The organism is Pseudomonas sp. 67(2021), assembly GCF_017491835.1.
In the GTDB taxonomy this organism is placed as follows: Bacteria; Pseudomonadota; Gammaproteobacteria; order Pseudomonadales; family Pseudomonadaceae; genus Aquipseudomonas; species Aquipseudomonas atacamensis.
On the sequence record NZ_JAFGYL010000008.1, the window covers coordinates 141,665 to 162,861 of the forward strand.

26 protein-coding genes, 1 tRNA gene and 1 pseudogene are annotated in these 21,197 nt (G+C 59.8%); 23 read left to right on the plus strand and 5 right to left on the minus strand.

The window, feature by feature from the left end:
- The first annotated feature begins 13 nt into the window (after window positions 1-13).
- The 5 genes from modA to J5M66_RS13010 all read left to right on the plus strand — a co-directional run bounded on the left by modA (window position 14) and on the right by J5M66_RS13010 (window position 3,984).
- Window positions 14-727: a molybdate ABC transporter substrate-binding protein gene (modA, locus tag J5M66_RS12990; protein WP_243432994.1), complete on the plus strand. Its 714-nt coding sequence runs from the start codon at window positions 14-16 to the stop codon at window positions 725-727.
- A complete protein-coding gene (gene modB, locus J5M66_RS12995; protein ID WP_151551697.1) occupies window positions 728-1,408 on the plus strand; it encodes a molybdate ABC transporter permease subunit in 681 nt (226 codons plus the stop codon).
- A 3-nt stretch (window positions 1,409-1,411) separates the two neighbouring features.
- A complete protein-coding gene (gene modC / locus J5M66_RS13000) occupies window positions 1,412-2,491 on the plus strand; it encodes a molybdenum ABC transporter ATP-binding protein (protein ID WP_207809768.1) in 1,080 nt (359 codons plus the stop codon).
- A 71-nt stretch (window positions 2,492-2,562) separates the two neighbouring features.
- Window positions 2,563-3,600: a DNA topoisomerase IB gene (locus J5M66_RS13005; protein ID WP_207809766.1), complete on the plus strand. Its 1,038-nt coding sequence runs from the start codon at window positions 2,563-2,565 to the stop codon at window positions 3,598-3,600.
- 153 nt (window positions 3,601-3,753) lie between these two features.
- Window positions 3,754-3,984: a hypothetical protein gene (locus J5M66_RS13010; RefSeq protein ID WP_016774936.1), complete on the plus strand. Its 231-nt coding sequence runs from the start codon at window positions 3,754-3,756 to the stop codon at window positions 3,982-3,984.
- 67 nt (window positions 3,985-4,051) lie between these two features.
- Here J5M66_RS13010 and J5M66_RS13015 read toward each other — a convergent pair whose 3' ends face one another.
- Entirely contained in the window at window positions 4,052-4,219 is a 168-nt protein-coding gene (locus tag J5M66_RS13015; RefSeq protein WP_207809764.1) for a general stress protein, read from the minus strand.
- A gap of 328 nt (window positions 4,220-4,547) precedes the next feature.
- Here J5M66_RS13015 and J5M66_RS13020 point away from each other — a divergent pair, with 328 nt between their 5' ends.
- The 5 genes and pseudogenes from J5M66_RS13020 to J5M66_RS13040 all read left to right on the plus strand — a co-directional run bounded on the left by J5M66_RS13020 (window position 4,548) and on the right by J5M66_RS13040 (window position 6,906).
- Entirely contained in the window at window positions 4,548-4,724 is a 177-nt protein-coding gene (locus J5M66_RS13020) for a general stress protein (protein WP_016774938.1), read from the plus strand.
- A 469-nt stretch (window positions 4,725-5,193) separates the two neighbouring features.
- A pseudogene (locus tag J5M66_RS13025) lies at window positions 5,194-5,543 on the plus strand (general stress protein).
- A 97-nt stretch (window positions 5,544-5,640) separates the two neighbouring features.
- Window positions 5,641-6,192, plus strand: coding sequence for an ATP-dependent Clp protease proteolytic subunit (locus J5M66_RS13030; RefSeq protein WP_016774940.1), 552 nt, complete (start codon window positions 5,641-5,643; stop codon window positions 6,190-6,192).
- 208 nt (window positions 6,193-6,400) lie between these two features.
- The gene (locus J5M66_RS13035; RefSeq protein WP_016774941.1) at window positions 6,401-6,658 is read left to right on the plus strand and encodes a DUF6555 family protein; all 258 of its coding nucleotides are present in this window, start codon (window positions 6,401-6,403) and stop codon (window positions 6,656-6,658) included.
- Window positions 6,655-6,906: a hypothetical protein gene (locus J5M66_RS13040; RefSeq protein WP_024013135.1), complete on the plus strand. Its 252-nt coding sequence runs from the start codon at window positions 6,655-6,657 to the stop codon at window positions 6,904-6,906. The genes J5M66_RS13035 and J5M66_RS13040 overlap by 4 nt, the downstream gene beginning before the upstream one ends.
- A gap of 12 nt (window positions 6,907-6,918) precedes the next feature.
- On the opposite strand, the gene J5M66_RS13045 is transcribed toward J5M66_RS13040, so the two are convergent.
- Window positions 6,919-7,332, minus strand: a complete 414-nt coding sequence (locus tag J5M66_RS13045) for a cupin domain-containing protein (protein WP_016774943.1) — start codon at window positions 7,330-7,332, stop codon at window positions 6,919-6,921.
- A 215-nt stretch (window positions 7,333-7,547) separates the two neighbouring features.
- Here J5M66_RS13045 and J5M66_RS13050 point away from each other — a divergent pair, with 215 nt between their 5' ends.
- The gene (locus J5M66_RS13050; RefSeq protein WP_024013136.1) at window positions 7,548-7,928 is read left to right on the plus strand and encodes a RidA family protein; all 381 of its coding nucleotides are present in this window, start codon (window positions 7,548-7,550) and stop codon (window positions 7,926-7,928) included.
- A gap of 259 nt (window positions 7,929-8,187) precedes the next feature.
- The gene (locus J5M66_RS13055; protein WP_207809762.1) at window positions 8,188-10,176 is read left to right on the plus strand and encodes a U32 family peptidase; all 1,989 of its coding nucleotides are present in this window, start codon (window positions 8,188-8,190) and stop codon (window positions 10,174-10,176) included.
- 114 nt (window positions 10,177-10,290) lie between these two features.
- Here J5M66_RS13055 and J5M66_RS13060 read toward each other — a convergent pair.
- A tRNA-Gln gene (locus J5M66_RS13060) sits at window positions 10,291-10,365 on the minus strand.
- 306 nt (window positions 10,366-10,671) lie between these two features.
- On the opposite strand from J5M66_RS13060, the gene J5M66_RS13065 reads away from it, so the two are divergent.
- Entirely contained in the window at window positions 10,672-11,706 is a 1,035-nt protein-coding gene (locus J5M66_RS13065; protein WP_123442326.1) for an alpha/beta hydrolase, read from the plus strand.
- Window positions 11,707-11,806: 100 nt separating this feature from the next.
- On the plus strand, window positions 11,807-12,301 hold the full coding sequence (locus J5M66_RS13070) for a hypothetical protein (RefSeq protein WP_185015356.1): 495 nt from the start codon (window positions 11,807-11,809) through the stop codon (window positions 12,299-12,301).
- Window positions 12,302-12,408: 107 nt separating this feature from the next.
- Here the strand turns inward: J5M66_RS13070 and J5M66_RS13075 are convergent, their stop codons facing one another.
- Together J5M66_RS13075 and J5M66_RS13080 are read right to left on the minus strand one after the other, a co-directional pair.
- Window positions 12,409-13,434 carry a GlxA family transcriptional regulator gene (locus J5M66_RS13075; RefSeq protein ID WP_125918618.1) on the minus strand — a complete coding sequence of 342 codons (1,026 nt, stop codon included), beginning with the start codon at window positions 13,432-13,434 and terminating at the stop codon, window positions 12,409-12,411.
- 49 nt (window positions 13,435-13,483) lie between these two features.
- Window positions 13,484-14,413, minus strand: a complete 930-nt coding sequence (locus J5M66_RS13080; protein ID WP_123442324.1) for a LysR family transcriptional regulator — start codon at window positions 14,411-14,413, stop codon at window positions 13,484-13,486.
- Between the two features lie 114 nt (window positions 14,414-14,527).
- Between J5M66_RS13080 and J5M66_RS13085 the strand changes: the two genes are divergently transcribed.
- The 9 genes from J5M66_RS13085 (at window position 14,528) to J5M66_RS13125 (ending at window position 21,194) form a co-directional block, all read left to right on the plus strand.
- Window positions 14,528-14,926 carry a RidA family protein gene (locus J5M66_RS13085; RefSeq protein ID WP_207809759.1) on the plus strand — a complete coding sequence of 133 codons (399 nt, stop codon included), beginning with the start codon at window positions 14,528-14,530 and terminating at the stop codon, window positions 14,924-14,926.
- A 157-nt stretch (window positions 14,927-15,083) separates the two neighbouring features.
- Window positions 15,084-15,947, plus strand: coding sequence for a putative selenate ABC transporter substrate-binding protein (locus J5M66_RS13090; protein WP_207809757.1), 864 nt, complete (start codon window positions 15,084-15,086; stop codon window positions 15,945-15,947).
- Entirely contained in the window at window positions 15,944-16,741 is a 798-nt protein-coding gene (locus J5M66_RS13095; protein WP_207809755.1) for an ATP-binding cassette domain-containing protein, read from the plus strand. The genes J5M66_RS13090 and J5M66_RS13095 overlap by 4 nt, the downstream gene beginning before the upstream one ends.
- Window positions 16,735-17,562: an ABC transporter permease gene (locus J5M66_RS13100; RefSeq protein ID WP_207809753.1), complete on the plus strand. Its 828-nt coding sequence runs from the start codon at window positions 16,735-16,737 to the stop codon at window positions 17,560-17,562. The genes J5M66_RS13095 and J5M66_RS13100 overlap by 7 nt, the downstream gene beginning before the upstream one ends.
- Window positions 17,559-18,326 carry a phosphonate ABC transporter, permease protein PhnE gene (gene phnE / locus J5M66_RS13105; RefSeq protein ID WP_136492558.1) on the plus strand — a complete coding sequence of 256 codons (768 nt, stop codon included), beginning with the start codon at window positions 17,559-17,561 and terminating at the stop codon, window positions 18,324-18,326. Before J5M66_RS13100 ends, phnE begins: the two co-directional genes overlap by 4 nt.
- A 178-nt stretch (window positions 18,327-18,504) precedes the next feature.
- Window positions 18,505-20,184 (plus strand): MFS transporter, encoded by a 1,680-nt coding sequence (locus J5M66_RS13110; protein WP_130886949.1) that lies wholly within the window; start codon window positions 18,505-18,507, stop codon window positions 20,182-20,184.
- A gap of 107 nt (window positions 20,185-20,291) precedes the next feature.
- Window positions 20,292-20,510: a hypothetical protein gene (locus tag J5M66_RS13115; RefSeq protein ID WP_024013150.1), complete on the plus strand. Its 219-nt coding sequence runs from the start codon at window positions 20,292-20,294 to the stop codon at window positions 20,508-20,510.
- Between the two features lie 230 nt (window positions 20,511-20,740).
- Window positions 20,741-20,935, plus strand: coding sequence for a stability determinant (locus J5M66_RS13120; RefSeq protein WP_110645437.1), 195 nt, complete (start codon window positions 20,741-20,743; stop codon window positions 20,933-20,935).
- A 37-nt stretch (window positions 20,936-20,972) separates the two neighbouring features.
- Window positions 20,973-21,194 carry a type II toxin-antitoxin system RelE/ParE family toxin gene (locus tag J5M66_RS13125; RefSeq protein ID WP_240995584.1) on the plus strand — a complete coding sequence of 74 codons (222 nt, stop codon included), beginning with the start codon at window positions 20,973-20,975 and terminating at the stop codon, window positions 21,192-21,194.
- Window positions 21,195-21,197 lie beyond the last annotated feature (3 nt).

Genomic DNA, 21,197 nt, shown 5'->3' on the forward strand with positions numbered 1-21,197 from the left:
TTCACTCCTCGCAATGTTCAGCATGGGCGCCGCGCAGGCTGATGAAGTGCAAGTGGCGGTCGCCGCCAACTTCACCGCGCCAATCCAGGCCATCGCTGCCGGCTTCGAAAAAGACACCGGCCACAAACTGATCGCCGCTTACGGCGCCACCGGCCAGTTCTACACCCAGATCAAGAATGGCGCACCGTTCCAAGTGTTTCTCGCTGCTGACGACGCGACCCCGGCAAAGCTTGAGCAGGAAGGCGAAACCGTCAAAGGTTCGCGCTTCACCTACGCCATCGGCACGCTAGCGCTGTGGTCAGCGAAAGAAGGCTACGTAGATGCGCAGGGCGAAGTGTTGAAAACCAACCAGTATCAACACCTTGCGATCGCCAATCCAAAAGCTGCGCCATACGGTCTCGCCGCCACCCAAGTGCTGGAAAAACTCCAGTTGAGCGAAGCCACGAACAGCAAAATCGTCGAAGGCCAGAACATCACGCAGGCCTACCAGTTTGTCTCCACCGGCAACGCCGAACTGGGCTTCGTCGCCCTGTCGCAAATCTACAAGGACGGCAAGGTGAGCAGCGGCTCGGCATGGATTGTCCCGGCCGCTCTGCATGATCCGATCAAACAGGACGCGGTGATCTTGAACAAAGGCAAGGACAGCGCTGCTGCCAAGGCTCTGGTCGATTACCTCAAGGGCCCGAAAGCCGCTGCGGTGATCAAATCCTTCGGATATGAACTGTAAATGTCGCTGACCAGTGCCGACTTCGCCGCGATCTGGCTGACCCTGAAACTGGCGTCGCTGACCACAGTGATCCTGCTGCTGATCGGCACGCCGATCGCGTTATGGCTGTCGCGCACTTCGTCGTGGTTGCGCGGGCCGATCGGCGCCATCGTTGCCCTGCCGCTGGTGCTGCCGCCGACGGTGATCGGTTTTTACCTGCTACTGGCGCTAGGGCCGCACGGTTTTCTCGGTCAGTTCACTCAATGGCTGGGGCTGGGCACGTTGACGTTCAGTTTCACCGGGCTGGTCATCGGTTCGGTGATCTACTCCATGCCGTTCGTGGTGCAACCGCTGCAAAACGCTTTCTCGGCAATTGGCACCCGCCCGCTCGAAGTCGCGGCGACCTTGCGCGCCAATCCCTGGGACACGTTCTTCAGCGTGATCCTGCCACTGGCGCGCCCCGGCTTCATCACCGCAGCGATCCTCGGCTTCGCCCACACCGTGGGTGAATTCGGCGTGGTGCTGATGATCGGCGGCAACATTCCCGACAAGACCCGCGTGGTTTCGGTGCAGATTTACGACCATGTCGAAGCGCTGGAGTATGCCCAGGCGCACTGGCTGTCTGCGGCGATGCTGGTGTTTTCGTTTCTGGTGTTGCTGGCGCTGTACTCCAGCCGCAAGACCCGCGCAGGCTGGAGCTGATCGATGATTGATGTACGCCTGAAACGCACCTATCCGGGGTTCGAACTGGATATCGATCTGCAAGTGCCGGGCCGCGGCGTCACCGCGCTGTTTGGTGATTCCGGCTCGGGCAAAACCACCTGTCTGCGCTGCATCGCCGGGCTGGAGCGCGCCGAGCAGGGTTTTGTGCAGATCAACGACGAGATCTGGCAGGACAGTGCCAAGGGCATTTTCGTCCCGCCGCATAAACGTGCGCTTGGCTATGTGTTTCAGGAAGCCAGCCTGTTCCCGCATCTGTCGGTGCTGGCCAATCTGGAGTTTGGTCTCAAACGCATCGCCAAGTCGCAACGCCGGGTCGATATGAACCAGGCCACAGAACTGCTCGGCATCAGCCATTTGCTCGAGCGTCATCCACAGCATCTGTCCGGCGGCGAACGGCAGCGCGTCGGCATCGCCCGCGCTCTGCTGACCAGCCCGAAACTGCTGCTCATGGACGAGCCACTGGCGGCTCTCGACAGCCGGCGCAAAAGCGAAATCTTGCCGTACCTGCAACGCCTGCACGACGAACTGGATATTCCGCTGCTGTACGTCAGCCATGCCCAGGACGAAGTCGCGCGTCTGGCCGATCATTTGGTATTGCTCCGTGATGGCAAAGCCCTCGCCAGCGGCCCGATCGGCGAGACCCTCGCACGCCTGGATCTGCCCTTGGCGCTGGGCGATGACGCCGGGGTGATCATCGAAGGCCAGGTCAGCGCCTACGACGCCACCTATCAATTGCTCAGCCTGCAACTGCCGGCCACTGCAATGAACATTCGCGTCACCCATGCGCCGATGGCCGTGGGCCAGGCTCTGCGCTGCAAAGTGCACGCGCGCGACATCAGCCTGGCGCTGAACAACGATGCAGCCAGCAGCATTCTCAATCGTCTGCCCGTTACGGTCGTCAGCGAACAGGCCGCTGACAACAGTGCCCATGTGCTGATCCGCCTCGATGCCGGCGGCACGCCGCTGCTGGCGCGGATCACCCGCTTCTCGCGTGATCAACTGAGCGTGCATCCGGGCCAGCGGCTGTGGGCGCAGATCAAGGCGGTGGCGGTGCTCGCGTAAATCATTCGGCACGACGGCCAGCGCCTGCGGTCAATCAGTTACAGACTGCCGTATGACCGAAGGAAACCGCCATGCCCGATACCGTGCTGACAGATGCTCTGCCCGCCGATCTGCATTATGTCGATGACACTCAGCCTGGTATCACCCGGAAAAAACTGCGCGGCAAGTTCGTCTATTTCGAACCGTCGGGCCAGCGCATCACCGACCCGGACGAAATCAAACGCATCAATGCTCTCGCGGTGCCACCGGCCTACACCGATGTGTGGATCTGCGCCGACCCGTGCGGCCATTTGCAGGCCACCGGCCGTGATGCACGCGGGCGTAAACAGTACCGTTATCACGCCCGCTGGCGCGAAGTGCGCGACGCCGACAAATACTCGCGCCTGCGCGACTTCGGCATGGCCCTGCCCAAACTGCGGCGCAAGCTCGAGGCGCTGCTCGATGAGCCGGGCTTCAGCCGCGACAAGGTCATGGCCACGGTGATTACCTTGCTCGACGCCACGCTGATCCGCGTCGGCAATACCCAATACGCACGGGACAATCGCTCTTACGGTTTGACCACGTTGCGCAGTCGGCATGTCGAGGTCAACGGCAGCGCGATCCTGTTCCAGTTCCGTGGCAAGAGCGGCATCGAGCATCAGATCACCGTTAAGGACCGCCGTCTGGCGCGAATCATCAAGCGCTGTCTGGAAATTCCCGGGCAAAACCTGTTTCAGTACCTTGATGAACACGGCGAACGGCACACCGTCACCTCCTCCGACGTCAATGCCTATCTGCAAAAGCTCACCGGCGCGGCGTTCACCGCCAAGGACTATCGCACCTGGGCGGGCAGCGCCCTGGCGTTGTCGGTGCTGCGCGAGTTGCAGCATGAGTCGGAAACCGAAGCCAAGCGCCATGTGGTAGAAGCGGTGAAGAACGTCGCCAAACAGCTGGGCAACACGCCGGCGGTGTGCCGCAAGTGCTACATCCACCCCGCAGTGGTCGAACATTTCATGCTCGGCGCACTTGCCGAACTGCCCCGACCGCGCGTACGCAAAGGCCTGCGCGCCGAGGAAGTAGCCTTGGCGATGTTTCTCGAGCGGATGTGCGAGGTAAGCGAGGCGTCTTGATCTCCAGCGTAACGCTCGCTCCAAAGGTTTCGCCGACGAGTTGAACTGGGTATTTTTTGCACGATCACACAGGTCTTCTATAGTTGATCTGAAGGTTCGCGCCACGCGGACTTTTTGTTGCAACTCAGCCGTTTCAGCGAACGGAGGTGTTTCATGTCCGAAAAAGAGTCCATCACCACCCTCCTCACCCTGCTCGACGCCCGCCAGGCGCGCCTCGCAGCCGCCTGCAAAGAGATTGCCGACTGGGTCGATCATCAGGGCGGGCATCCGACAGCGTTGCGCATTCGCGACCGGCTGCACGACATCGAAAAAGATGCGCCGCTGATTCGCGATACGCTCTCGACGCTCAAACCGATCGACCGGCCGTTGCCACGGTTCAGATAGGCCTAAGCGTAGAGGTCCTCTCTGCATCGGCGCAGAGAGGACGCCGATTGGTACTTTTCCGACCGACTCAGTCGCCCTTGCCGGTACGGCCGCCTCCATGGCTGTGCTGCCCGCCGACGCGTGCCTTCTCGGCCCGATCAACTTTCACGCTGACTGAACTCTCGCCTTTCTTGCCCGCTTCCTTGATTTTCTGTGGGTCTTCAGCGAACGGTTGATCCTTGTGATGATTGGTCATCTCAATGTCCTCAGAATAATTATATACATACACTTAACAGACTCTAGTTTCAGCCGATTACAGTTCAACTTCGCACCGACAAATGGTCAGAAATCCGAAGCGAAGCGGTAACAAGCTTCAACCTCTCTTGCACATCAACCAGCAACTTGAAAAGTTATACGAAGCGGCGCAGAAAACCGCAGGCTGTATAAGTTTCATCACAAAGTTACCGTTCATCGGCCTGAGGAAAAATTTTCAAAACATTTTTCGCCGGCTCGTAATCGGAGTAGATGTCCGGTGCGACAACGGACATAACTAGCGAAACGTTAATTGATATCGGAGAGCTATCATGACCACAGGAAATAAAAATCCAGGTAACTTCGCAAACGATCGTGAAAAGGCATCTGAAGCCGGCAAGAAAGGCGGTCAGTCGTCGGGCGGCAACTTTGCCAATGATCGTGAAAAAGCATCCGAGGCTGGCCGCAAAGGCGGGCAGAACAGCCACGGCGGCGGTCGCAAGTCCTGAGCAAGCGGTACAAGGGCAGCCTCGCTGCCCTTTGAAATCAGCTGATGGAGCGTAATCATGAGAACGGTACCGGCTTTTGCACGAGGCGAAGTGCAACGAAACAAGGGAGCGGAAGTGTATCCCGAAGCAGCGCGCAGTTCGCACGTGACCAGGTCGGACAGTCCGTCGGTGTCACCTTGTGTCGAACGACAGCAAATCAGTCCAAGGCACCGGGAAAGTGTTCAGCAGGAATGTTATGAACGCCGGGAACTTGCAGTAAATTCTGAAAACTCCCGGACACCGGATACAACGCCGACTTATGAGCGCTCCTCTTAGCACAAAGGTCTAACTTGTAGTCACAAGACAAGCCAGACCAACTAAAGCAAACGACATCAGTAAACTTTATGAGCATTCGCGAACAACGACGGCACGTAGTTTGTGTATCCTTGATTGGCCGAGTGCCTATATAGAGAAAATGAGGAAGTTTGAAATGGCACAAGATAAACAACAAGGCAGCATGTCGGTTAACGAAGCAGGCAAGAAAGGTGGTGATGCCACTTCGGCTTCGCACGATAAAGAGTTCTATCAGGAAATCGGCAGTAAAGGCGGCCAGAACAGTGGCGGCAACTTCAAGAATGATCCTGAGCGCGCCTCCGAAGCCGGGAGCAAAGGTGGCCAGAACAGCGGTGGCAATTTTGCCAATGATCGGAACAGAGCGTCCGAAGCTGGCAGCAAGGGCGGCCAGAGCAGCGGCGCAACTTTGCCAACGATCGGGAAAAAGCCTCTGAAGCTGGACACAAAGGTGGTCAAAACAGCCATGGTGGCGGGCGCAACAGTTGATGCGTCGGGTGCAGGGGAGCGCGGCTCCCCTGCCCACTTTCATTCAAGCGAAATTACAGCTATTGCTTAGGAGTCCTGACCAGCCGAGGGAATCGCCATGCCTGTTCATGTCATCAACTTCACCGGCCCGATCAATGCCTCGACGTGCGGCCAATTGATCGATAAAGCCTCGCTCGCCGTAAAGGAAGATGCACCGCGACTGATCGTCAACATCGCCACCATGGGCGGCGAATGCAGTTACGGTTTCACCATGTATAACTTCCTGCTGGCCCTACCTATTCCGGTGCACACCCACAATTTGGGAACAGTCGAATCGATGGGCAACATTGTCTTTCTGGCCGGCCAGCGCCGCACCGCCTGTACCCACAGCAAGTTTCTGTTTCACCCATTTCATTGGCACCTGCAAGGTTCGGTCGATCACTCGCGCATGTCGGAATACGCCATGAGCCTGGATTACGACTTGCACCTCTACGCCCAGATTGTCGCCGAGCGTACGAGCAACGGAAAAAATGCGCTGGAGACAGAGAAATATCTGACAGCAGCGCCGCGCATCATCAATCCTGAAGAAGCCATGCATTCAGGCCTTATCACGGCGATTGAAAACACCGAGGTTCACGCGGACTTTGTCTGCTCGTGCATCTACTCCTGACTCGTCCCAATTGATAACGCGTCGTAGCGGGCGCGTTCCTGTCTTAACAGCCGGCAATTCAGCCAAAAATTCCAGACGAAGTTGTACAGATTCAATTTGCCGTACAGACTTACAAATCGCCCAATCAGCCGGTCATCACGCCCGTTTCAATTTCTCTGAATTATTCATTTCGCCAGATATCCCTCTTCTTAACAGCCGGAGGAAATGTATGAGCGGAGAGGATTTGTACGTGATTGATTACCTGCTTCACGGGAAGCCCAGGTCATTCGTCATTCGCACAAAAACCATGAACAATGCCGAAGCGTGGCAATGGGCAAGTTGTGACGCGGGTATCGCGCCCATCCCCCGCCCCGGCCGACCTCCGTTGAAACGTTTTTCCAAGCCGATGGCGGAACGCTTTGGCGTGACCGAGGTGCAATGGCGAGAATCAGTACCTTTGGTCTGGGAGGAGGATCACGTGAAATGACAGAACGCACATTGAAATTCGGTTTCGGCCGCTCGTGGGATGACGAGATGGCGGAGAATGCCTCGATGTTCCGCGAGGCCGATCTGCTCGAAGAAGCGGCTTACAGAATCATCGAGAACGACACGGACAATCCTGAAGCCTGGGCCCGTTTCAGCGAAGCCAAGGCTATGGCCGACGCCAAACGAACGGCGGCCTATCAGGACTGGATGCGCATCAAGCGCGCGATGAGCAAGCCGCGCTCGAAATAGCGGACTGGCGCCTCATGGCTTGAGGATAAGCAGGGGCTCGCCTTTCGGGACAACGTAAGTGGCCAGTTCGACGCCTTTCTCGTTGCCGACGTTTTTGGCCACATGCGCAACGCCCGCCGGAATGAACAACGAATCGCCGGCCTTGAGTATCACCGGCGCCCGCCCTTCGAGCTGATACTCGAACGTGCCGCTGATGACATAGGCGACTTCCACGCCGGGATGAGCATGCCGAGGCGAGGTGACGCCAGCGTCGAAATCGATACGCGCCTGAATCACTTCGCGATTGTCAGCGCCGAGATCCTGACGAACCAGATCGGTGCGGCTCAGACCTTTCTGCCAGCTCGTTGCCGGCGCATCCGCCGCATGGGCGAAGCCGGTCAGGGAGGCGAAGACAACGGCAGAAGCCAGAAACAGTGGACGGTACATGGTGATGCCCTCTTGAGCGTAGTGTTGGTGTGAGGGCTACTTTGGGCTCGGCATGTAGGGCGGATGTGTCTCGAAGGCGCAGTTTGGTGTTGCCATGTGTATCGGCTGGGGGTTGATACATGCTTATACAAACGTGTTGCGGTACCTGACCGGGCCATGGCCGGAGGGAATCTGTAAACTGCCGCAATCTTCATTCACTCAAACAAGAGATGCCCATGGCCAATCAAGACATCATCTTCACGCCGGATCCCGACACCGATTCGATTTCTTCCGACGTTGCCACCTTCGGCGGCATCATGGTTTCCACGCAGATTCCAACCCGCGCCGATGGCAGCCTGGAACTCGGCGGCATCACCGAGCAAAGCGAGTGCACCCTGCAAGCACTGAAAGTCGCACTGGAACGTGCCGGCAGTTCGATGGACCGGGTGCTGCACCTGACCATTTACCTGACCGACATGGGCGATCGCGGGGCTTTCAATGAAGTGTACAAACGCTATTTCGCCAAGCCTTGGCCGGTGCGGGCGGCGGTAGGCGTGGCCTCGCTGGCGGTTGAAGGGATGCGTGTAGAAGTGACGGCGATGGCAGCCAAGGGCTGATCGAATTTGCGGATGTCACTCAATGATTTTCGGATGACACACCGCTTTCGCGAGCAGGCTCGCTCCCACAATGGATGTATTCCGCCCCGTAGCTAACCCTGTGGGAGCGAGCCTGCTCGCGAAGAGGCCGGCACATTCAACACAATAGCTTGCCGATCTTTGCCAATCGCCAGCCACCATCGGGCAGCACACACGTGCCCACCAAGCGTTTCACGGGTAGAATGCGCCCCTTGCCCGTGACCGCCTGACTAAAAAAACTATGTCCTTGCCCAAGCATCACCTGGAATTGCTCAGCCCTGCCCGCGATGTCGCCATTGCCCGCGAGGCCATCCTGCATGGCGCTGACGCCGTGTACATCGGCGGCCCGAGCTTCGGCGCACGCCACAACGCCTGCAACGAAGTCAGCGAAATCGCCGAACTGGTCGAGTTCGCCCGCCGTTACCACGCGCGTATTTTCACCACCATCAATACCATCCTGCACGACAACGAGCTGGAGCCGGCGCGCAAGCTGATCCATCAGTTGTACGACGTCGGTGTCGATGCGCTGATCGTCCAGGATCTGGGCGTGATGGAGCTGGACATTCCGCCGATCGAGCTGCACGCCTCGACCCAGACCGACATCCGCACCCTCGAGCGAGCGAAGTTCCTCGATCAGGCCGGTTTCTCCCAGTTGGTACTGGCCCGTGAGCTGAACCTGAAAGAAATCCGCGCCATCGCCGATGAAACCGATGCCGCCATCGAGTTCTTCATCCACGGCGCGCTGTGCGTGGCCTTCTCCGGCCAGTGCAACATCTCTCATGCGCAAACCGGCCGCAGCGCCAACCGTGGCGACTGCTCCCAGGCGTGCCGCTTGCCCTACACCCTCAAAGATGAAAAGGGTGGCGTGATCGCCTACGAAAAACACCTGCTGTCGATGAAAGACAACAACCAGAGCGCCAACATCCGCGCACTGGTCGAGGCCGGCGTGCGTTCGTTCAAGATCGAAGGTCGCTACAAGGACATGGGCTATGTGAAAAACATCACTGCTTATTACCGCCAGCGCCTCGACGACGTGCTCGAGGATCGCCCGGACCTGGCCCGCGCTTCCAGCGGCCGTACTGTGCATTTTTTCCTGCCCGATCCGGAAAAGACCTTCCACCGTGGCAGCACCGATTATTTCGTCACCGATCGCAAGATCGACATCGGCGCCTTCGATTCGCCAACCTTCACCGGCCTGCCGGTCGGTACAGTGGAAAAAGTCGGCAAGCGTGACATGCAGGTCGTCACCCATGAGCCGCTGTCCAACGGTGACGGTCTGAACGTACTGGTCAAACGCGAAGTGGTCGGTTTCCGCGCCAACATCGCCGAGGCCAAAGGCGAGTTCGAAGAAGACGGCGAGAAGCGCTACCGCTACCGCGTCGAGCCGAACGAAATGCCCGAAGGCCTGTTCAAGCTGCGTCCGAGCCACCCGTTGAATCGCAACCTCGATCACAACTGGCAGCAGGCGTTGCAGAAAACTTCTTCGGAACGTCGCGTGGCCCTGAGCTGGTTCGCCCGTTTGCGCGAAGAACAGCTGGAAGTGACCGCGACCAGCGAAGAAGGTATCAGCGCCAGCGTCACCCTCAACGGGCCGTTTGGTGTCGCCAACAAGCCGGAACAGGCGCTGGAGCAACTCCGCGACCTGCTCGGCCAGCTCGGCACCACGCAGTATCACGCCACTGACATCAAGCTGGATGCGCCGCAAGCGTTCTTCATTCCCAACTCGCAGCTCAAGTCCCTGCGCCGCGAAGTCATCGAAGCGCTGACTGCGGCACGTGTCGCCGCGCATCCGCGTGGCAGCCGCAAGGCCGAAACCACGCCGCCGCCGGTGTACCCCGATTCGCACCTGACCTTCCTCGCCAACGTCTACAACCAGAAGGCGCGCGACTTCTACCACCGTCACGGCGTCAAGCTGATCGACGCGGCGTACGAAGCTCACGAAGAGCCGGGCGAAGTGCCGGTGATGATCACCAAGCACTGCCTGCGGTTCTCCTTCAACCTGTGCCCGAAACAGGCCAAAGGCGTGACTGGTGTGCGTACCAAGGTCGCGCCGATGCAGTTGATCCACGGCGATGAAGTGCTGACGCTGAAGTTCGATTGCAAGCCATGCGAGATGCACATCATCGGTAAGATGAAAGGCCACATCCTCAACCTGCCGCAGCCGGGCAGCGTGGTCGGCCACATCAGCCCTGAAGACCTGATGAAAACCATCCCGCGCGCACCGCACTGAGTGACCGGCGTGCGCGGTGCTTCGGCAACGCGCACGCCTGCTTGGCTCCAAATGCGGTAAATCGCAGGCATAAAAAAACGCCAACTTCTTGCGAAGTTGGCGTTTTTTCGTAGATGGCAGGGGCGGCTGGATTCGAACCAACGCATGGCAGGATCAAAACCTGCTGCCTTACCGCTTGGCGACGCCCCTGTAGCTCTGGTCAGCGGCTCCGTTAGGATCGCTGTGAGAACGGGGCGCAATTTAACAACATTCATTTCGTTTGGGAAGCCCGAGATGAAATATTTTTTGTTTTAAAACAGCGACTTATTATTTTCGCGCGAAAACAATGGGTTTCGCCTCCGTGTATCACACTGTGTACGCGCCCCGCCGCCATACACGCCCTTGCAAAACTGCCGTCCGGGGACACAGATCGGATACCTCGCTACGCTTCAATGCACCCAGGGTTTCAAGGTTCATCCAGCCCCTTGGCCACAGGTTCGCAAAGGAGACGTCAGCATGAAACAGGCTCTGCATACCTCTAAAATCAAAGCCGCACTCGGTTTGTCGGTCTTGGCGCTGTCACTGCTCGGCGCCGTCGGCAGCGCTCAGGCGCAAACCACTGAACCGGCCGCCGTCAGCTATTCCGCGCCCTCTCCTTTCGGCCCGCTGAAGCACATCAAGGCTGGCTTGCTCGACGTGGCCTACGCCGAAACCGGTCCTGCCGATGGCCCGGTGGTGATCCTGCTGCACGGCTGGCCCTACGACATTCACAGCTATGACGAAGTCGCACCACTGCTCGCGGCCAAGGGTTACCGCGTGCTGATGCCGTATGCACGGGGTTATGGCGATACGCAGTTCCTGTCCAAAGCCACTCTACGCAACGGCCAACCGGCGGCATTGGCCAGCGACATCATCGACTTCATGGATGCGCTAAAGATCAAGCAAGCAGTGCTTGGCGGCTACGACTGGGGCGCACGTTCAGCGGGCATCGTCGCAGCGCTGTGGCCAGAGCGCGTCAAGGCGCTGGTGGCGGTCAGCGGCTATCTGATCGGCAATCAAGCCGCCGGGCAGAATCCACTGCCGCCGAAAGCCGAATTGCAGTGGTGGTACCAGTTCTACTTCGCCACCGAACGCGGCCGCGCCGGCTATGAAAAGAACACCCACGACTTCGCCAAACTGATCTGGCAACTGGCTTCGCCGCAGTGGAAGTTCGACGACGCCACTTTCGACCGCAGCGCCCAAGCGTTGCAGAACCCCGATCACGTCGAGATCACCGTGTTCAACTATCGCTGGCGGCTGGGCCTGGTGCAGGGCGAGGCGAAATATGCCGCGCTGGAAGAAAAATTGGCTACTGCGCCTTCGATCAGCGTGCCGACGATTACCCTGGAAGGCGATGCCAATGGAGCGCCACATCCCAAGCCTGAGGACTATGCCAAGCGTTTTACCGGGAAATATCAATTCAGGTTGATTGAGGGTGGGATTGGGCACAATTTGCCGCAGGAGGATCCGACGGCGTTTGCGCAGGCTGTGGTTGATGCGGATCACTTATAGGCGCAGCCCGGCTGCCGCTCCGTCTGTCGCAGGATTTGAACCAGAGGGGGGCGATCGAGTCTGAACTGATGCGATATCAATCCCCCCTACGGAAGCTATCATGCTTTTAAAAAACAAGAGTCTCGTTGCTGTCATGTCCTGCGCCATGATGCTCGCAGCCGCCCCACTTCTCCCTGCTGACCTCTCGATCATGAATTCTGCCTATGCAAAGGACGGCGGTGGCGGTGGTAATGGCGGCGGTGGCGGTAATGGCGGCGGCGGTGGAAATGGCGGGAACGGCGGTGGTCACGGTGGTGGCACAGGCGGCGGTCACAGCGGATCGGATCACGGCAGCGCCAACAGCAACGGCCGAGGCAATGGACTCAGCAGCGATCATGCCGGCAAGGCTGTCCGCGACCGCGGTGAAAGCGGCAATCACTACGGCAGCGTTCGCAATGACGACAGCGGGCACGGCTCAACGACTTCGGGCATCGCCCAGTCCCGAGATACTCGCGGCGTGACCAAAGCTGCTGCCATCTCCAGCTCGACGCCTGGGGAGCACAATTCCAAAGGACTGAGCAACGCCGCAACGTCGAACGCAAAGAAATCCCGTTGATCGGCTGTAGATCAAGCACGCAAGCATAAATAAAACAGGGCGCCCGACAAGGCGCCCTTTTTTTGCGCTTCGTTCTTGACCGGAGTCAGCGTGATTAACGGCTGGTCCTATTTGACCAGCCGTTTTTCCTTCGAAGGCCTATAACCGAAGTACGAGCTATAGCACTTGCTGAAATGGCTCGGTGATACAAAACCGCAAGCCACCAGCACTTCCACCTGCGACAGCTCGGTGTGTTGCAGCAGGCGCCGTGCTTCGGTGATGCGCAGTTCCAGGTAATAGCGCTGCGGCGTGGTGCCCAGTTGTTCCTTGAACAAGCGCTCGAGCTGGCGCCGTGAGCGGCCGGCGTAGACCGCCAGTTGTTCCAGCTCCAGCGGTTCTTCGAGGTTGGCGTCCATCAGCTTGATCACTTCCCGCAACGGCGCGCTGACGCAGATGTTTTCATCCGGTTTGATGCGCCGGTAGCGCGACTCTTCGAAGGCGAGGATGTCTTCGATGCCCTCGACCAACGCCTTGCCGTGCAAGCCCTTGATCCAGTCCAGCGCCATGTGGAAGGCCCCGGACGGGCTGGAGGCGGTAAGGCGGTCGCGATCAATGACGTAGGGTTCGCTGCTGACATGGGTGCTCTTGGCGATTTCGGTCAGTGCCGGGCGATGTTCCGGGTGGATCGAGCAGCGATAGCCGTCGAGCAAACCGGCGCGGCCGAGAAACCACGAACCATTCCACAATCCCGCCAGGCTCACGCCCCGCTCCGCTGCAGCCTTGAGCAAGCCGATGAATTCGTCGCTGGCGCGCAGTTCGGTGCGATAACCACCGCACACCACCAGCAGATCCAGCTCGTTAAGCGCAGCAGAATCCAGGCGCGCATCGGGGCGGATGACCAGGCCCAGATCGCTGATCACCTCGCCATCGCCGAGGCCGAAGGTGCGCGACGAGAACAGTCCCGGGCGCAACAGGTTGGTGGTGACTACCGTGTCCAGCGCCTGGGTAAAAGCTGGCAGCGAGAAATGTTCGAGCAAGAGGAAACCGGTGCGGGTCACTCCGGTGTTATCGGGGTTCTGTTCATTCAGATAGCGAAGGTTCTTGCCCTTCATGCCACCGCTGAATTGACGTCGTTCAATCAAGGTCGGGTCCATCGGTCGTTGTTATGCGAGCGATAGTTGGCCGGTTCTGCTCAAGAGTCAATCATGGCCGTGACTGGTGCGTCACGATTGGTGCTGCCGCCGCCATCAGCCCAACCACCCAATCAATAAAAACCCGCAACTTCAGGCTGACATGCCGGTTCGGCGGATAGGCCATATAAAGCGGCATCGGCTCAAGCTGCCAGCCTTCAAACAACTGCACCAACTCGCCCCGCGCCACATGCGCATCAGACATATACGTCGGCAACCACAACACCCCCATGCCGGCCAGTCCCGCCGCCAGATAGGCATTGCCATCATCCACCGCAAGCACATGCCGGCCTTTGATCAGCAGGCGCTCGGTGCCGTTGTGCAATGTGTACGGAAGAGGTTTACCAGTGCGAGCCCAGAGAAAAGCGACGACGCGGTGATGGGAGTCTTGCAGTTCCAGCGGATGCTCAGGCGTGCCTTCTCGGGCCAGATAAGCCGGCGCGGCGAAAACACCCAAGGGCAGATCTGCTAGCTTGCGCGCCATCAACGATTGATCGAGCAGCTCGCCGCCGCGCACCACGCAATCGACGTTCTCATCGATGATGTCGACGATGCGGTCACTGACGCCCATGTCGATCTGAATGTCCGGGTAGCGCGCGTGAAAATCCGGCAAGGCTGGCACCAGAATGTGCCGCGCGAACGGGCTCGGCACGTCGATGCGCAAACGCCCGCGCGGCCGTGCGGCGGCACCGGGCAGGCTGGTTTCGGCGTCGTCCATATCGGCGAGCAGCTTGATCACCCGCTCGTAATACGCCGCGCCATCAGCGGTGACGTTGACCTTGCGTGTGGTGCGGTTGAGCAGCTTGACCCGCAGCCGCGCCTCCAGTTGCTGCACCAGTTGCGTCACCGTGGTCTTGCTCATGTGCAAGGTTTCGGCAGCTTTGGTGAAACTGCCCGCCTCGACCACCCTGGCAAAGGCCTGCATCGCATCGAACCGGTCCATCCGCGCCCCTCGATTGTTTGGGATTTGCAAACAGTGAACGCCAAGCTTGCGCGTTTATCCGCGCACTGCAAATACCTAAAGTCGTTCCATCAACCCACTGATGGAGTCAGCCCCATGTCCAAGCGCGATGTAGTTTTCCCACCCGCCCGCCATGCCTTGTATGAGCGTCACCGTTACTCTCCGGCGATTCGCTCCAACGGTTTCCTGTTTGTCTCCGGACAAGTCGGCAGCCGTGAGGATGGCTCGCCCGAGGCCGATCTGCGCGATCAGGTGCGCACCGCCTTCCACAACCTCAACGCGATCCTCGCTGCGGCCGGTTGCAGCTTCGATGATGCGGTGGATGTCACCGTGTTCATGGTCGATCCGCACTCGAGGTTCGAAACGATCTGGACTGTGGTACCGGAGTTCTGGGGCGAAGCGCCGTTTCCGACCATCACCGCTGTCGGCGTGACTTGGCTGGCAGGTTTCGATTTCGAGATCAAGGTGATTGCCAAACTGCCCGAGGCGGCTTGATTGCAACCTTACACAAACAGACACACCGCGCCGGCACGGAGGCTGGCCAATCTCCTCGCGAATGCGTATAACCTCGCCGTTTCGTCTACCCTGACGTGGCGCGCCGTTGACTACCGGTGGCCCTTCGAATGTTGACGCTTACGAAACGGAGAATTCTATGTTCAAGCGTACCCTCGCCCTCACCGCCGGTCTGGCGCTGTCCTTTTCTGCCCTGATGACGCAAGCCGCTGATGTGTTGCGCGTCAGCGCGATTCCCGACGAAGCCCCGACCGAGCTGCTGCGCAAGTTCGAACCGCTGGGCGCCTATCTTGAACAGCAGTTGGGCATGAAGGTGCAGTTTGTGCCTGTCGCCGACTATCCAGCCGTGGTTGAAGCGCTGGCCACCGATCGCCTCGACATGGCCTGGCTCGGCGGTTTCACTTTTGTGCAGGCACGTTTGAAGACCGACGCCACCACCCCAGTGATCCCGCTGGTGCAGCGCGAGCAGGACGCGCAGTTCACCAGCAAATTCATCACCGCCGACCCGAACGTGGAAAGCCTCGCCGACCTCAAGGGCAAGACCTTCGCCTTCGGTTCGGTGTCGTCCACCTCCGGCAGCCTGATGCCGCGTTACTTCATGCTGAAGAACGACGGCATCAAGCCTGAAGGCTATTTCAGCCGCGTCGCCTACTCCGGCGCGCATGACGCCACCGTTGCCTGGGTGCAGGCCGGCAAGGTCGATGCCGGGGTGTTGAACGCCAGCGTCTGGCAGAAACTGGTCGACGCCGGCAAGGTCGACACCAACAAGGTCAAAGTCTTCGCCACCACCCCGACCTACTTCGATTACAACTGGACCGTGCGCGGCACCCTTGATCCGAAGCTGGCCGCGAAAATCAAGAAAGCCTTCCTCGACCTCGACCCGGCCAATCCTGAGCAGAAGAAGATCCTCGATCTGCAGGCCGCCAGCCGTTTCATCGAGACCAAGCCCGAGAACTACAAGGGCATCGAGGAAGCCGCCCGCGCCGCCGAACTGCTGAAATGACCCTACGCCTCACCCAGGGCAGCCTGCGCCACGCCAATGGCGTCGATGCCCTTCGCAACATCGACGTGCAGATTGGTGCCGGCGAACAGGTCGCAATCATCGGCCCCTCCGGCGCGGGCAAGTCGAGCCTGCTCAATCTGCTGGCCACCGCGCTCAAGCCCAGCAGTGGCGACATCGAAGTGCTCGGCGAACGCGCCTGGCACTTGTCGGCTCGCCAGCGTCAGCGCCTGCGTGCGCGCATCGGTCTGGTGCATCAGGCGCCGCCGATTCCGCCGCGTCAGCGGGTGATTACGGCGGTGCTGGCCGGCAAGCTCGGTCAGTGGAGTCTGGGCAAAAGTCTGCTGAACCTGCTGCATCCGCTGGATGTGGCGGGCGCCCGCGCGGCGTTGGCGCGACTGGATCTGGGCGACAAGCTGTTCGCCCATTGCCAGCAATTGTCCGGCGGGCAATTGCAGCGCGTCGGCATTGCGCGGGTGCTGTATCAGGCGCCGGAAATAATGCTCGCCGACGAGCCGGTTTCAGCAATGGACCCGGTCCTCGCCGGCCACACGCTGTCGATCCTGTCGCGCCATGCTCGCGAGCACAACGTCACGCTGGTGGCGAGCCTGCACGCGGTGGATCTGGCGCTGGCGCACTTTCCACGGATCATCGGCCTGCGCGACGGGCAGATTCTTTTCGACTGTTCTTCTGATGAAGTCAGCCGCGACAAGCTCGATGCGCTGTACGCCAATGAACAACTGCAATCGCCAGCGCCAGCGGTCGCGCCTCTGATTGTGCAGATTCCGCGATGCTGAAGGCCGATTCACGGGACCCGGCGGCGTGGCCGCGATTGTTGCTGACGCTGCTGGCGCTGGCCGTGCTGTGGCCGGGCATTCAGCTCAGCGAACTGGACCTGGGCGTGCTGTTTCAGGCCGACAGCCAGAACGAAATGGGCCGTTTCGTTTCGGCGTTCTGGCCACCCGCGCATGATCAGGCGTTTCTGCAACTGCTGCTCAAAGCCACCCTGCAAACCCTGGCGATTGCCACAGCGGGCATGGCCCTGGCCCTGCTGCTGGCGGTACCGGCAAGCCTGATCGCCAGTCGCGCGCTGTCGCTCTCGGCGGCGTCACGGGGCGGCGTGCCGAGCCTGCCCGGGCGTTTGCTGCGCTGGCCGGTGCGCGGCTTGCTGATCTTTCTGCGCAGCGTGCCGGAAATCGTCTGGGCGCTGTTGTTTGTGCGCGCGGTCGGCCTCGGCCCGGCGGCGGGCGTGCTAGCCATCGCCATTACCTACAGCGGCATGCTCGGCAAGGTCTACGCAGAAATTTTCGAATCCACCGACCAACGCCCTGCGCACGCATTGTTGCAGGCCGGCAGCGGTCGACTGGCGGCGTTTGCCTACGGCACGCTGCCGAATGTCGCCGCCGAATTGCTCTCCTACACCGTCTACCGCTGGGAGTGCGCGATCCGTGCCTCGGTGGTGATGGGCTTTGTCGGAGCCGGTGGCCTGGGGCAACAGATCGACCTGTCGATCCGCATGTTCGCCGGCGGTGAAGTCGCCAGCATGTTGCTGACATTCCTGCTGCTGGTGCTGTGCGCCGATCAACTCAGCCGCTTGCTGCGCTGGAGGCTGACATGAGGCGCCTGATCAACCTGCTGCTGCTCGCCGCCATTGCGGTCGCGGTGGTCGCCTCTTTTGCCTATCTGGAACTGGATCTTGCCGAACTCGGCAGCGCCAACAGCCTCAAGCAGATGGGCAGCTATGTGCAGCGTTTCCTCAGTCCCGACTTGAGCGCCGGGTATCTGAAAGCCATCGCTCACGGTTCGCTGGAAACACTGGCCATGTCCGCGTTGGGCACCCTGCTTGCGGCGCTGTTCGGCATTGTTCTGGCGCTGCCCGCTGCCGGGCGTTTCGGCTGGCCGCTGCAAAGTGCGGCGCGTCTGCTGCTCAACGGCTTGCGGGCGATTCCGGAGCTGGTCTGGGCGGCGCTGATGGTGCTCGCCGCCGGACTCGGACCGAACGCCGGCACCCTCGCCCTCGCTCTGCACACCACCGGCGTACTCGGTCGGCTGTTCGCCGAAGCGCTGGAAAACACCCCGCCGCAACCCGCCGAGGCGATTCGCTTGCAGGGCGGCAATCCGCTTCTCGCGTTCTGCTACGGCACCCTGCCGAACCTCGCCCCGCAACTGCTCGCCTACTGCCTGTATCGCTGGGAAAACAACATCCGCATGGCCAGCGTGCTCGGTTTCGTCGGCGCCGGCGGCCTGGGCCAGATGCTGTATGTCAGCCTCAGCCTGTTCCAGGAAGCCCAGGCCAGTACGGTGATTCTGGCGATGCTGTTGCTGGTGTTTCTGGTTGATTGGTTGAGCGCCTGGAGCCGGCAGCGTTGGGTCAAAGCGTAGGCCGAGTGGATATCTGGCAAAAGCTGATTATGCTTCAGGAAACCTTGCAGCCCTGCGAGGCGGTCAGACTGTGCAAGCTTCACGCTAGAGCAACGGCGGCAGATGCCAACGGGCCAGAGTGCGACAGGCAGTAACGGGGGACTCCGGCCTACAACAATAAGCACGACGGAGAACACCCATGGCCACAATCGACACAGCATCCACCGGCACGCCACCGCGCAGCGGCGGCATCACCAAGGAGGAGCGCAAGGTCATCTTCGCTTCCTCACTGGGCACGGTTTTCGAGTGGTACGACTTTTACCTCTACGGCTCACTGGCGGCGATCATCGCCAAGCACTTCTTCGCCGGCGTCAACGAAACCACCGCGTTCATCTTTGCCCTGCTGGCCTTCGCCGCCGGGTTTGCGGTGCGGCCGTTCGGCGCCATCGTCTTCGGACGCCTGGGTGACATGATCGGGCGCAAGCACACGTTTCTGATCACCATCGTGATCATGGGCGTGTCGACGGCAATCGTCGGTCTCCTGCCCGGCTACGCCACCATCGGCGTCGCCGCCCCGGTGATTCTGATCACCCTGCGTCTGCTCCAGGGTCTGGCGCTGGGTGGTGAATACGGCGGCGCGGCAACCTACGTAGCGGAGCACGCGCCACGCAACCGCCGTGGCTTTTTCACTTCCTGGATTCAAACCACCGCCACCCTCGGTCTGTTCATGTCCTTGCTGGTGATTCTCGCCTGCCGCACGGCGCTGGGTAACGAGGCGTTCGAGGCATGGGGCTGGCGGATTCCGTTTCTGCTGTCGATCATTCTGCTGGCCGTGTCGGTGTACATCCGCCTGCAACTGAGCGAGTCGCCGGTATTCCAGAAAATGAAGGATGAAGGCAAGGCCTCGAAAGCGCCGCTGACCGAATCCTTTGCACGCTGGGACAACCTCAAAGTGGTGATCATGTCGCTGCTGGGCGGCACGGCCGGGCAAGCAGTGGTCTGGTACACCGGGCAGTTCTATGCGCTGTTCTTCCTGTTGCAAACATTGAAGATCGACGCGCAGACCGCCAATCTGCTGATCGCCGGATCGCTGCTGATCGGCACACCGTTCTTCGTGATTTTCGGCAGCCTGTCCGATCGCATCGGGCGCAAACCGATCATCATGGCCGGGTGCATCCTGGCTGCTTTGACCTACTTCCCGATCTTTACTGCGCTGACCCAGTACGGCAACCCGGACGTGTTCGTCGCTCAGGAGAAAAATCCGGTCAAGGTGATCGCCAGCCCCGAGCAGTGCTCGTTCCAGTTCGATCCGGTGGGCAAGGCCAGATTCACCAGTTCCTGTGACTTGGCCAAAACCTTGCTGGCGAAACGCGCGATCCCGTACGAGAACGTCGCTGCCGAACCGAACACGGTGGCGCAGGTGCGCATCGGTGATCGCGTCATCGAAAGTTTCGAAGGCAGCGCCCTCCCCGCCGCCGACTTCAAGGCCCGCAACGACGCCTTCACCGCCAACCTCGGCGCGGCGTTGAAAGACGCCGGTTATCCGGAAAAAGCCGATCCGGCGAAAATCAATTACCCGATGATGCTGCTCCTGCTCACCGTGCTGGTGATCTACGTGACCATGGTTTATGGCCCGATCGCCGCGTGGCTGGTCGAACTGTTCCCGACGCGCATCCGCTACACCTCGATGTCGCTGCCCTACCACATCGGCAACGGCTGGTTCGGCGGCTTCCTGCCGACCGTGGCGTTCGCCATGGTCGCCGCTACTGGCGATATCTACTACGGTCTCTGGTACCCGATTGTCATTGCTGTGGCGACGGCGATACTCGGCACCTTCTTCCTCCCGGAAACCAAGGATCGCGACATTCTCAAGGACTGAAACAACCGCTGTGCCCTCTCCTGCGGGAGAGGGCCTCGCGGCTGAAAAATTTCGAACGTCTGCCGCCGCGCTGTCTCCAATGTGTACACCCACAGGAGGCCAGCGCCATGAACCCCAACGACGACAAAACTCCCAACGCCCCACCCACCGATGCCAGCGGCAAACCGGTGAACGTGGTCGAGCGCGACCTGCAAGACCGCGACAACACCACCGAGGGCGTAGACAAAGTCATCACGCCGTCTTCCACTCGGGTCAAAGAGCAGGAAGCTGAAGAGCTGCAGCGCAAAGTCGATGAGATCGAGCGCAAGGTTGCAGACGGTAACTGAGTGCAGCGTGGCTGTGGCCGCGGCTTTGAGCGGCGGCTGTCAGCCCGATGACCAAAAGCTGATTTCCTACAGAATCGAACTACAGAGCTGATCGACTTCACGTGTATCACAAGCGAAGCGTCTGACAGATTTGCATCGTCTGTTTGCGGATGATGTCTCCCTCGTCCCGCCAGTGACGACAACGAGCCCACATCCCCTTAGACTGCTTCACATTGATCATGGAGGTCATGATGAGCGCTGAACTTTCACTTATCGTTTCAGACTTCGAAACCGAAGAAGAGGCTGCGGAATACGACCTTTGGTATCGCGCCAAGGTACAAGCCGCACTTGATGATCCACGCCCGCCTATCCCCCATGATGAGGCAATGGTGCTGCTAGGTCAGATGCTGGAAGAGAGACGCAAGAATCGACGCGCTGCCGGTTAGCTGGAGTAAACCGGCTCTTGGAGATCTGGCTGACATCATCGACTACGTAGAACAACGCAACACTGTCGCTTCAGTTGCACTGCACCAAAAGATCAGCGCCGCAGCGCGAAGGCTTTCCTGGATACCGCATGGTTTCCGCTCCGGCCGAATACCGGGCACTCGCGAAATGGTCATTAACTCGAATTATTTACTGGTCTATCGGGTGACAGACCACATCAAAATTCTGACCTTGTTGCACGCCCGTAAAAAATATCCATAACCA

Coding starts and splice junctions, on each gene's coding strand:
- modA (WP_243432994.1), top strand. CDS start 14: ATGTTCAGCATGGGCGCCGCGCAGGCTGATGAAGTGCAAGTGGCGGTC.
- modB (WP_151551697.1), top strand. CDS start 728: ATGTCGCTGACCAGTGCCGACTTCGCCGCGATCTGGCTGACCCTGAAA.
- modC (WP_207809768.1), top strand. CDS start 1,412: ATGATTGATGTACGCCTGAAACGCACCTATCCGGGGTTCGAACTGGAT.
- J5M66_RS13005 (WP_207809766.1), top strand. CDS start 2,563: ATGCCCGATACCGTGCTGACAGATGCTCTGCCCGCCGATCTGCATTAT.
- J5M66_RS13010 (WP_016774936.1), top strand. CDS start 3,754: ATGTCCGAAAAAGAGTCCATCACCACCCTCCTCACCCTGCTCGACGCC.
- J5M66_RS13015 (WP_207809764.1), bottom strand. CDS start 4,219: ATGACCAATCATCACAAGGATCAACCGTTCGCTGAAGACCCACAGAAA.
- J5M66_RS13020 (WP_016774938.1), top strand. CDS start 4,548: ATGACCACAGGAAATAAAAATCCAGGTAACTTCGCAAACGATCGTGAA.
- J5M66_RS13030 (WP_016774940.1), top strand. CDS start 5,641: ATGCCTGTTCATGTCATCAACTTCACCGGCCCGATCAATGCCTCGACG.
- J5M66_RS13035 (WP_016774941.1), top strand. CDS start 6,401: ATGAGCGGAGAGGATTTGTACGTGATTGATTACCTGCTTCACGGGAAG.
- J5M66_RS13040 (WP_024013135.1), top strand. CDS start 6,655: ATGACAGAACGCACATTGAAATTCGGTTTCGGCCGCTCGTGGGATGAC.
- J5M66_RS13045 (WP_016774943.1), bottom strand. CDS start 7,332: ATGTACCGTCCACTGTTTCTGGCTTCTGCCGTTGTCTTCGCCTCCCTG.
- J5M66_RS13050 (WP_024013136.1), top strand. CDS start 7,548: ATGGCCAATCAAGACATCATCTTCACGCCGGATCCCGACACCGATTCG.
- J5M66_RS13055 (WP_207809762.1), top strand. CDS start 8,188: ATGTCCTTGCCCAAGCATCACCTGGAATTGCTCAGCCCTGCCCGCGAT.
- J5M66_RS13065 (WP_123442326.1), top strand. CDS start 10,672: ATGAAACAGGCTCTGCATACCTCTAAAATCAAAGCCGCACTCGGTTTG.
- J5M66_RS13070 (WP_185015356.1), top strand. CDS start 11,807: ATGCTTTTAAAAAACAAGAGTCTCGTTGCTGTCATGTCCTGCGCCATG.
- J5M66_RS13075 (WP_125918618.1), bottom strand. CDS start 13,434: ATGGACCCGACCTTGATTGAACGACGTCAATTCAGCGGTGGCATGAAG.
- J5M66_RS13080 (WP_123442324.1), bottom strand. CDS start 14,413: ATGGACCGGTTCGATGCGATGCAGGCCTTTGCCAGGGTGGTCGAGGCG.
- J5M66_RS13085 (WP_207809759.1), top strand. CDS start 14,528: ATGTCCAAGCGCGATGTAGTTTTCCCACCCGCCCGCCATGCCTTGTAT.
- J5M66_RS13090 (WP_207809757.1), top strand. CDS start 15,084: ATGTTCAAGCGTACCCTCGCCCTCACCGCCGGTCTGGCGCTGTCCTTT.
- J5M66_RS13095 (WP_207809755.1), top strand. CDS start 15,944: ATGACCCTACGCCTCACCCAGGGCAGCCTGCGCCACGCCAATGGCGTC.
- J5M66_RS13100 (WP_207809753.1), top strand. CDS start 16,735: ATGCTGAAGGCCGATTCACGGGACCCGGCGGCGTGGCCGCGATTGTTG.
- phnE (WP_136492558.1), top strand. CDS start 17,559: ATGAGGCGCCTGATCAACCTGCTGCTGCTCGCCGCCATTGCGGTCGCG.
- J5M66_RS13110 (WP_130886949.1), top strand. CDS start 18,505: ATGGCCACAATCGACACAGCATCCACCGGCACGCCACCGCGCAGCGGC.
- J5M66_RS13115 (WP_024013150.1), top strand. CDS start 20,292: ATGAACCCCAACGACGACAAAACTCCCAACGCCCCACCCACCGATGCC.
- J5M66_RS13120 (WP_110645437.1), top strand. CDS start 20,741: ATGAGCGCTGAACTTTCACTTATCGTTTCAGACTTCGAAACCGAAGAA.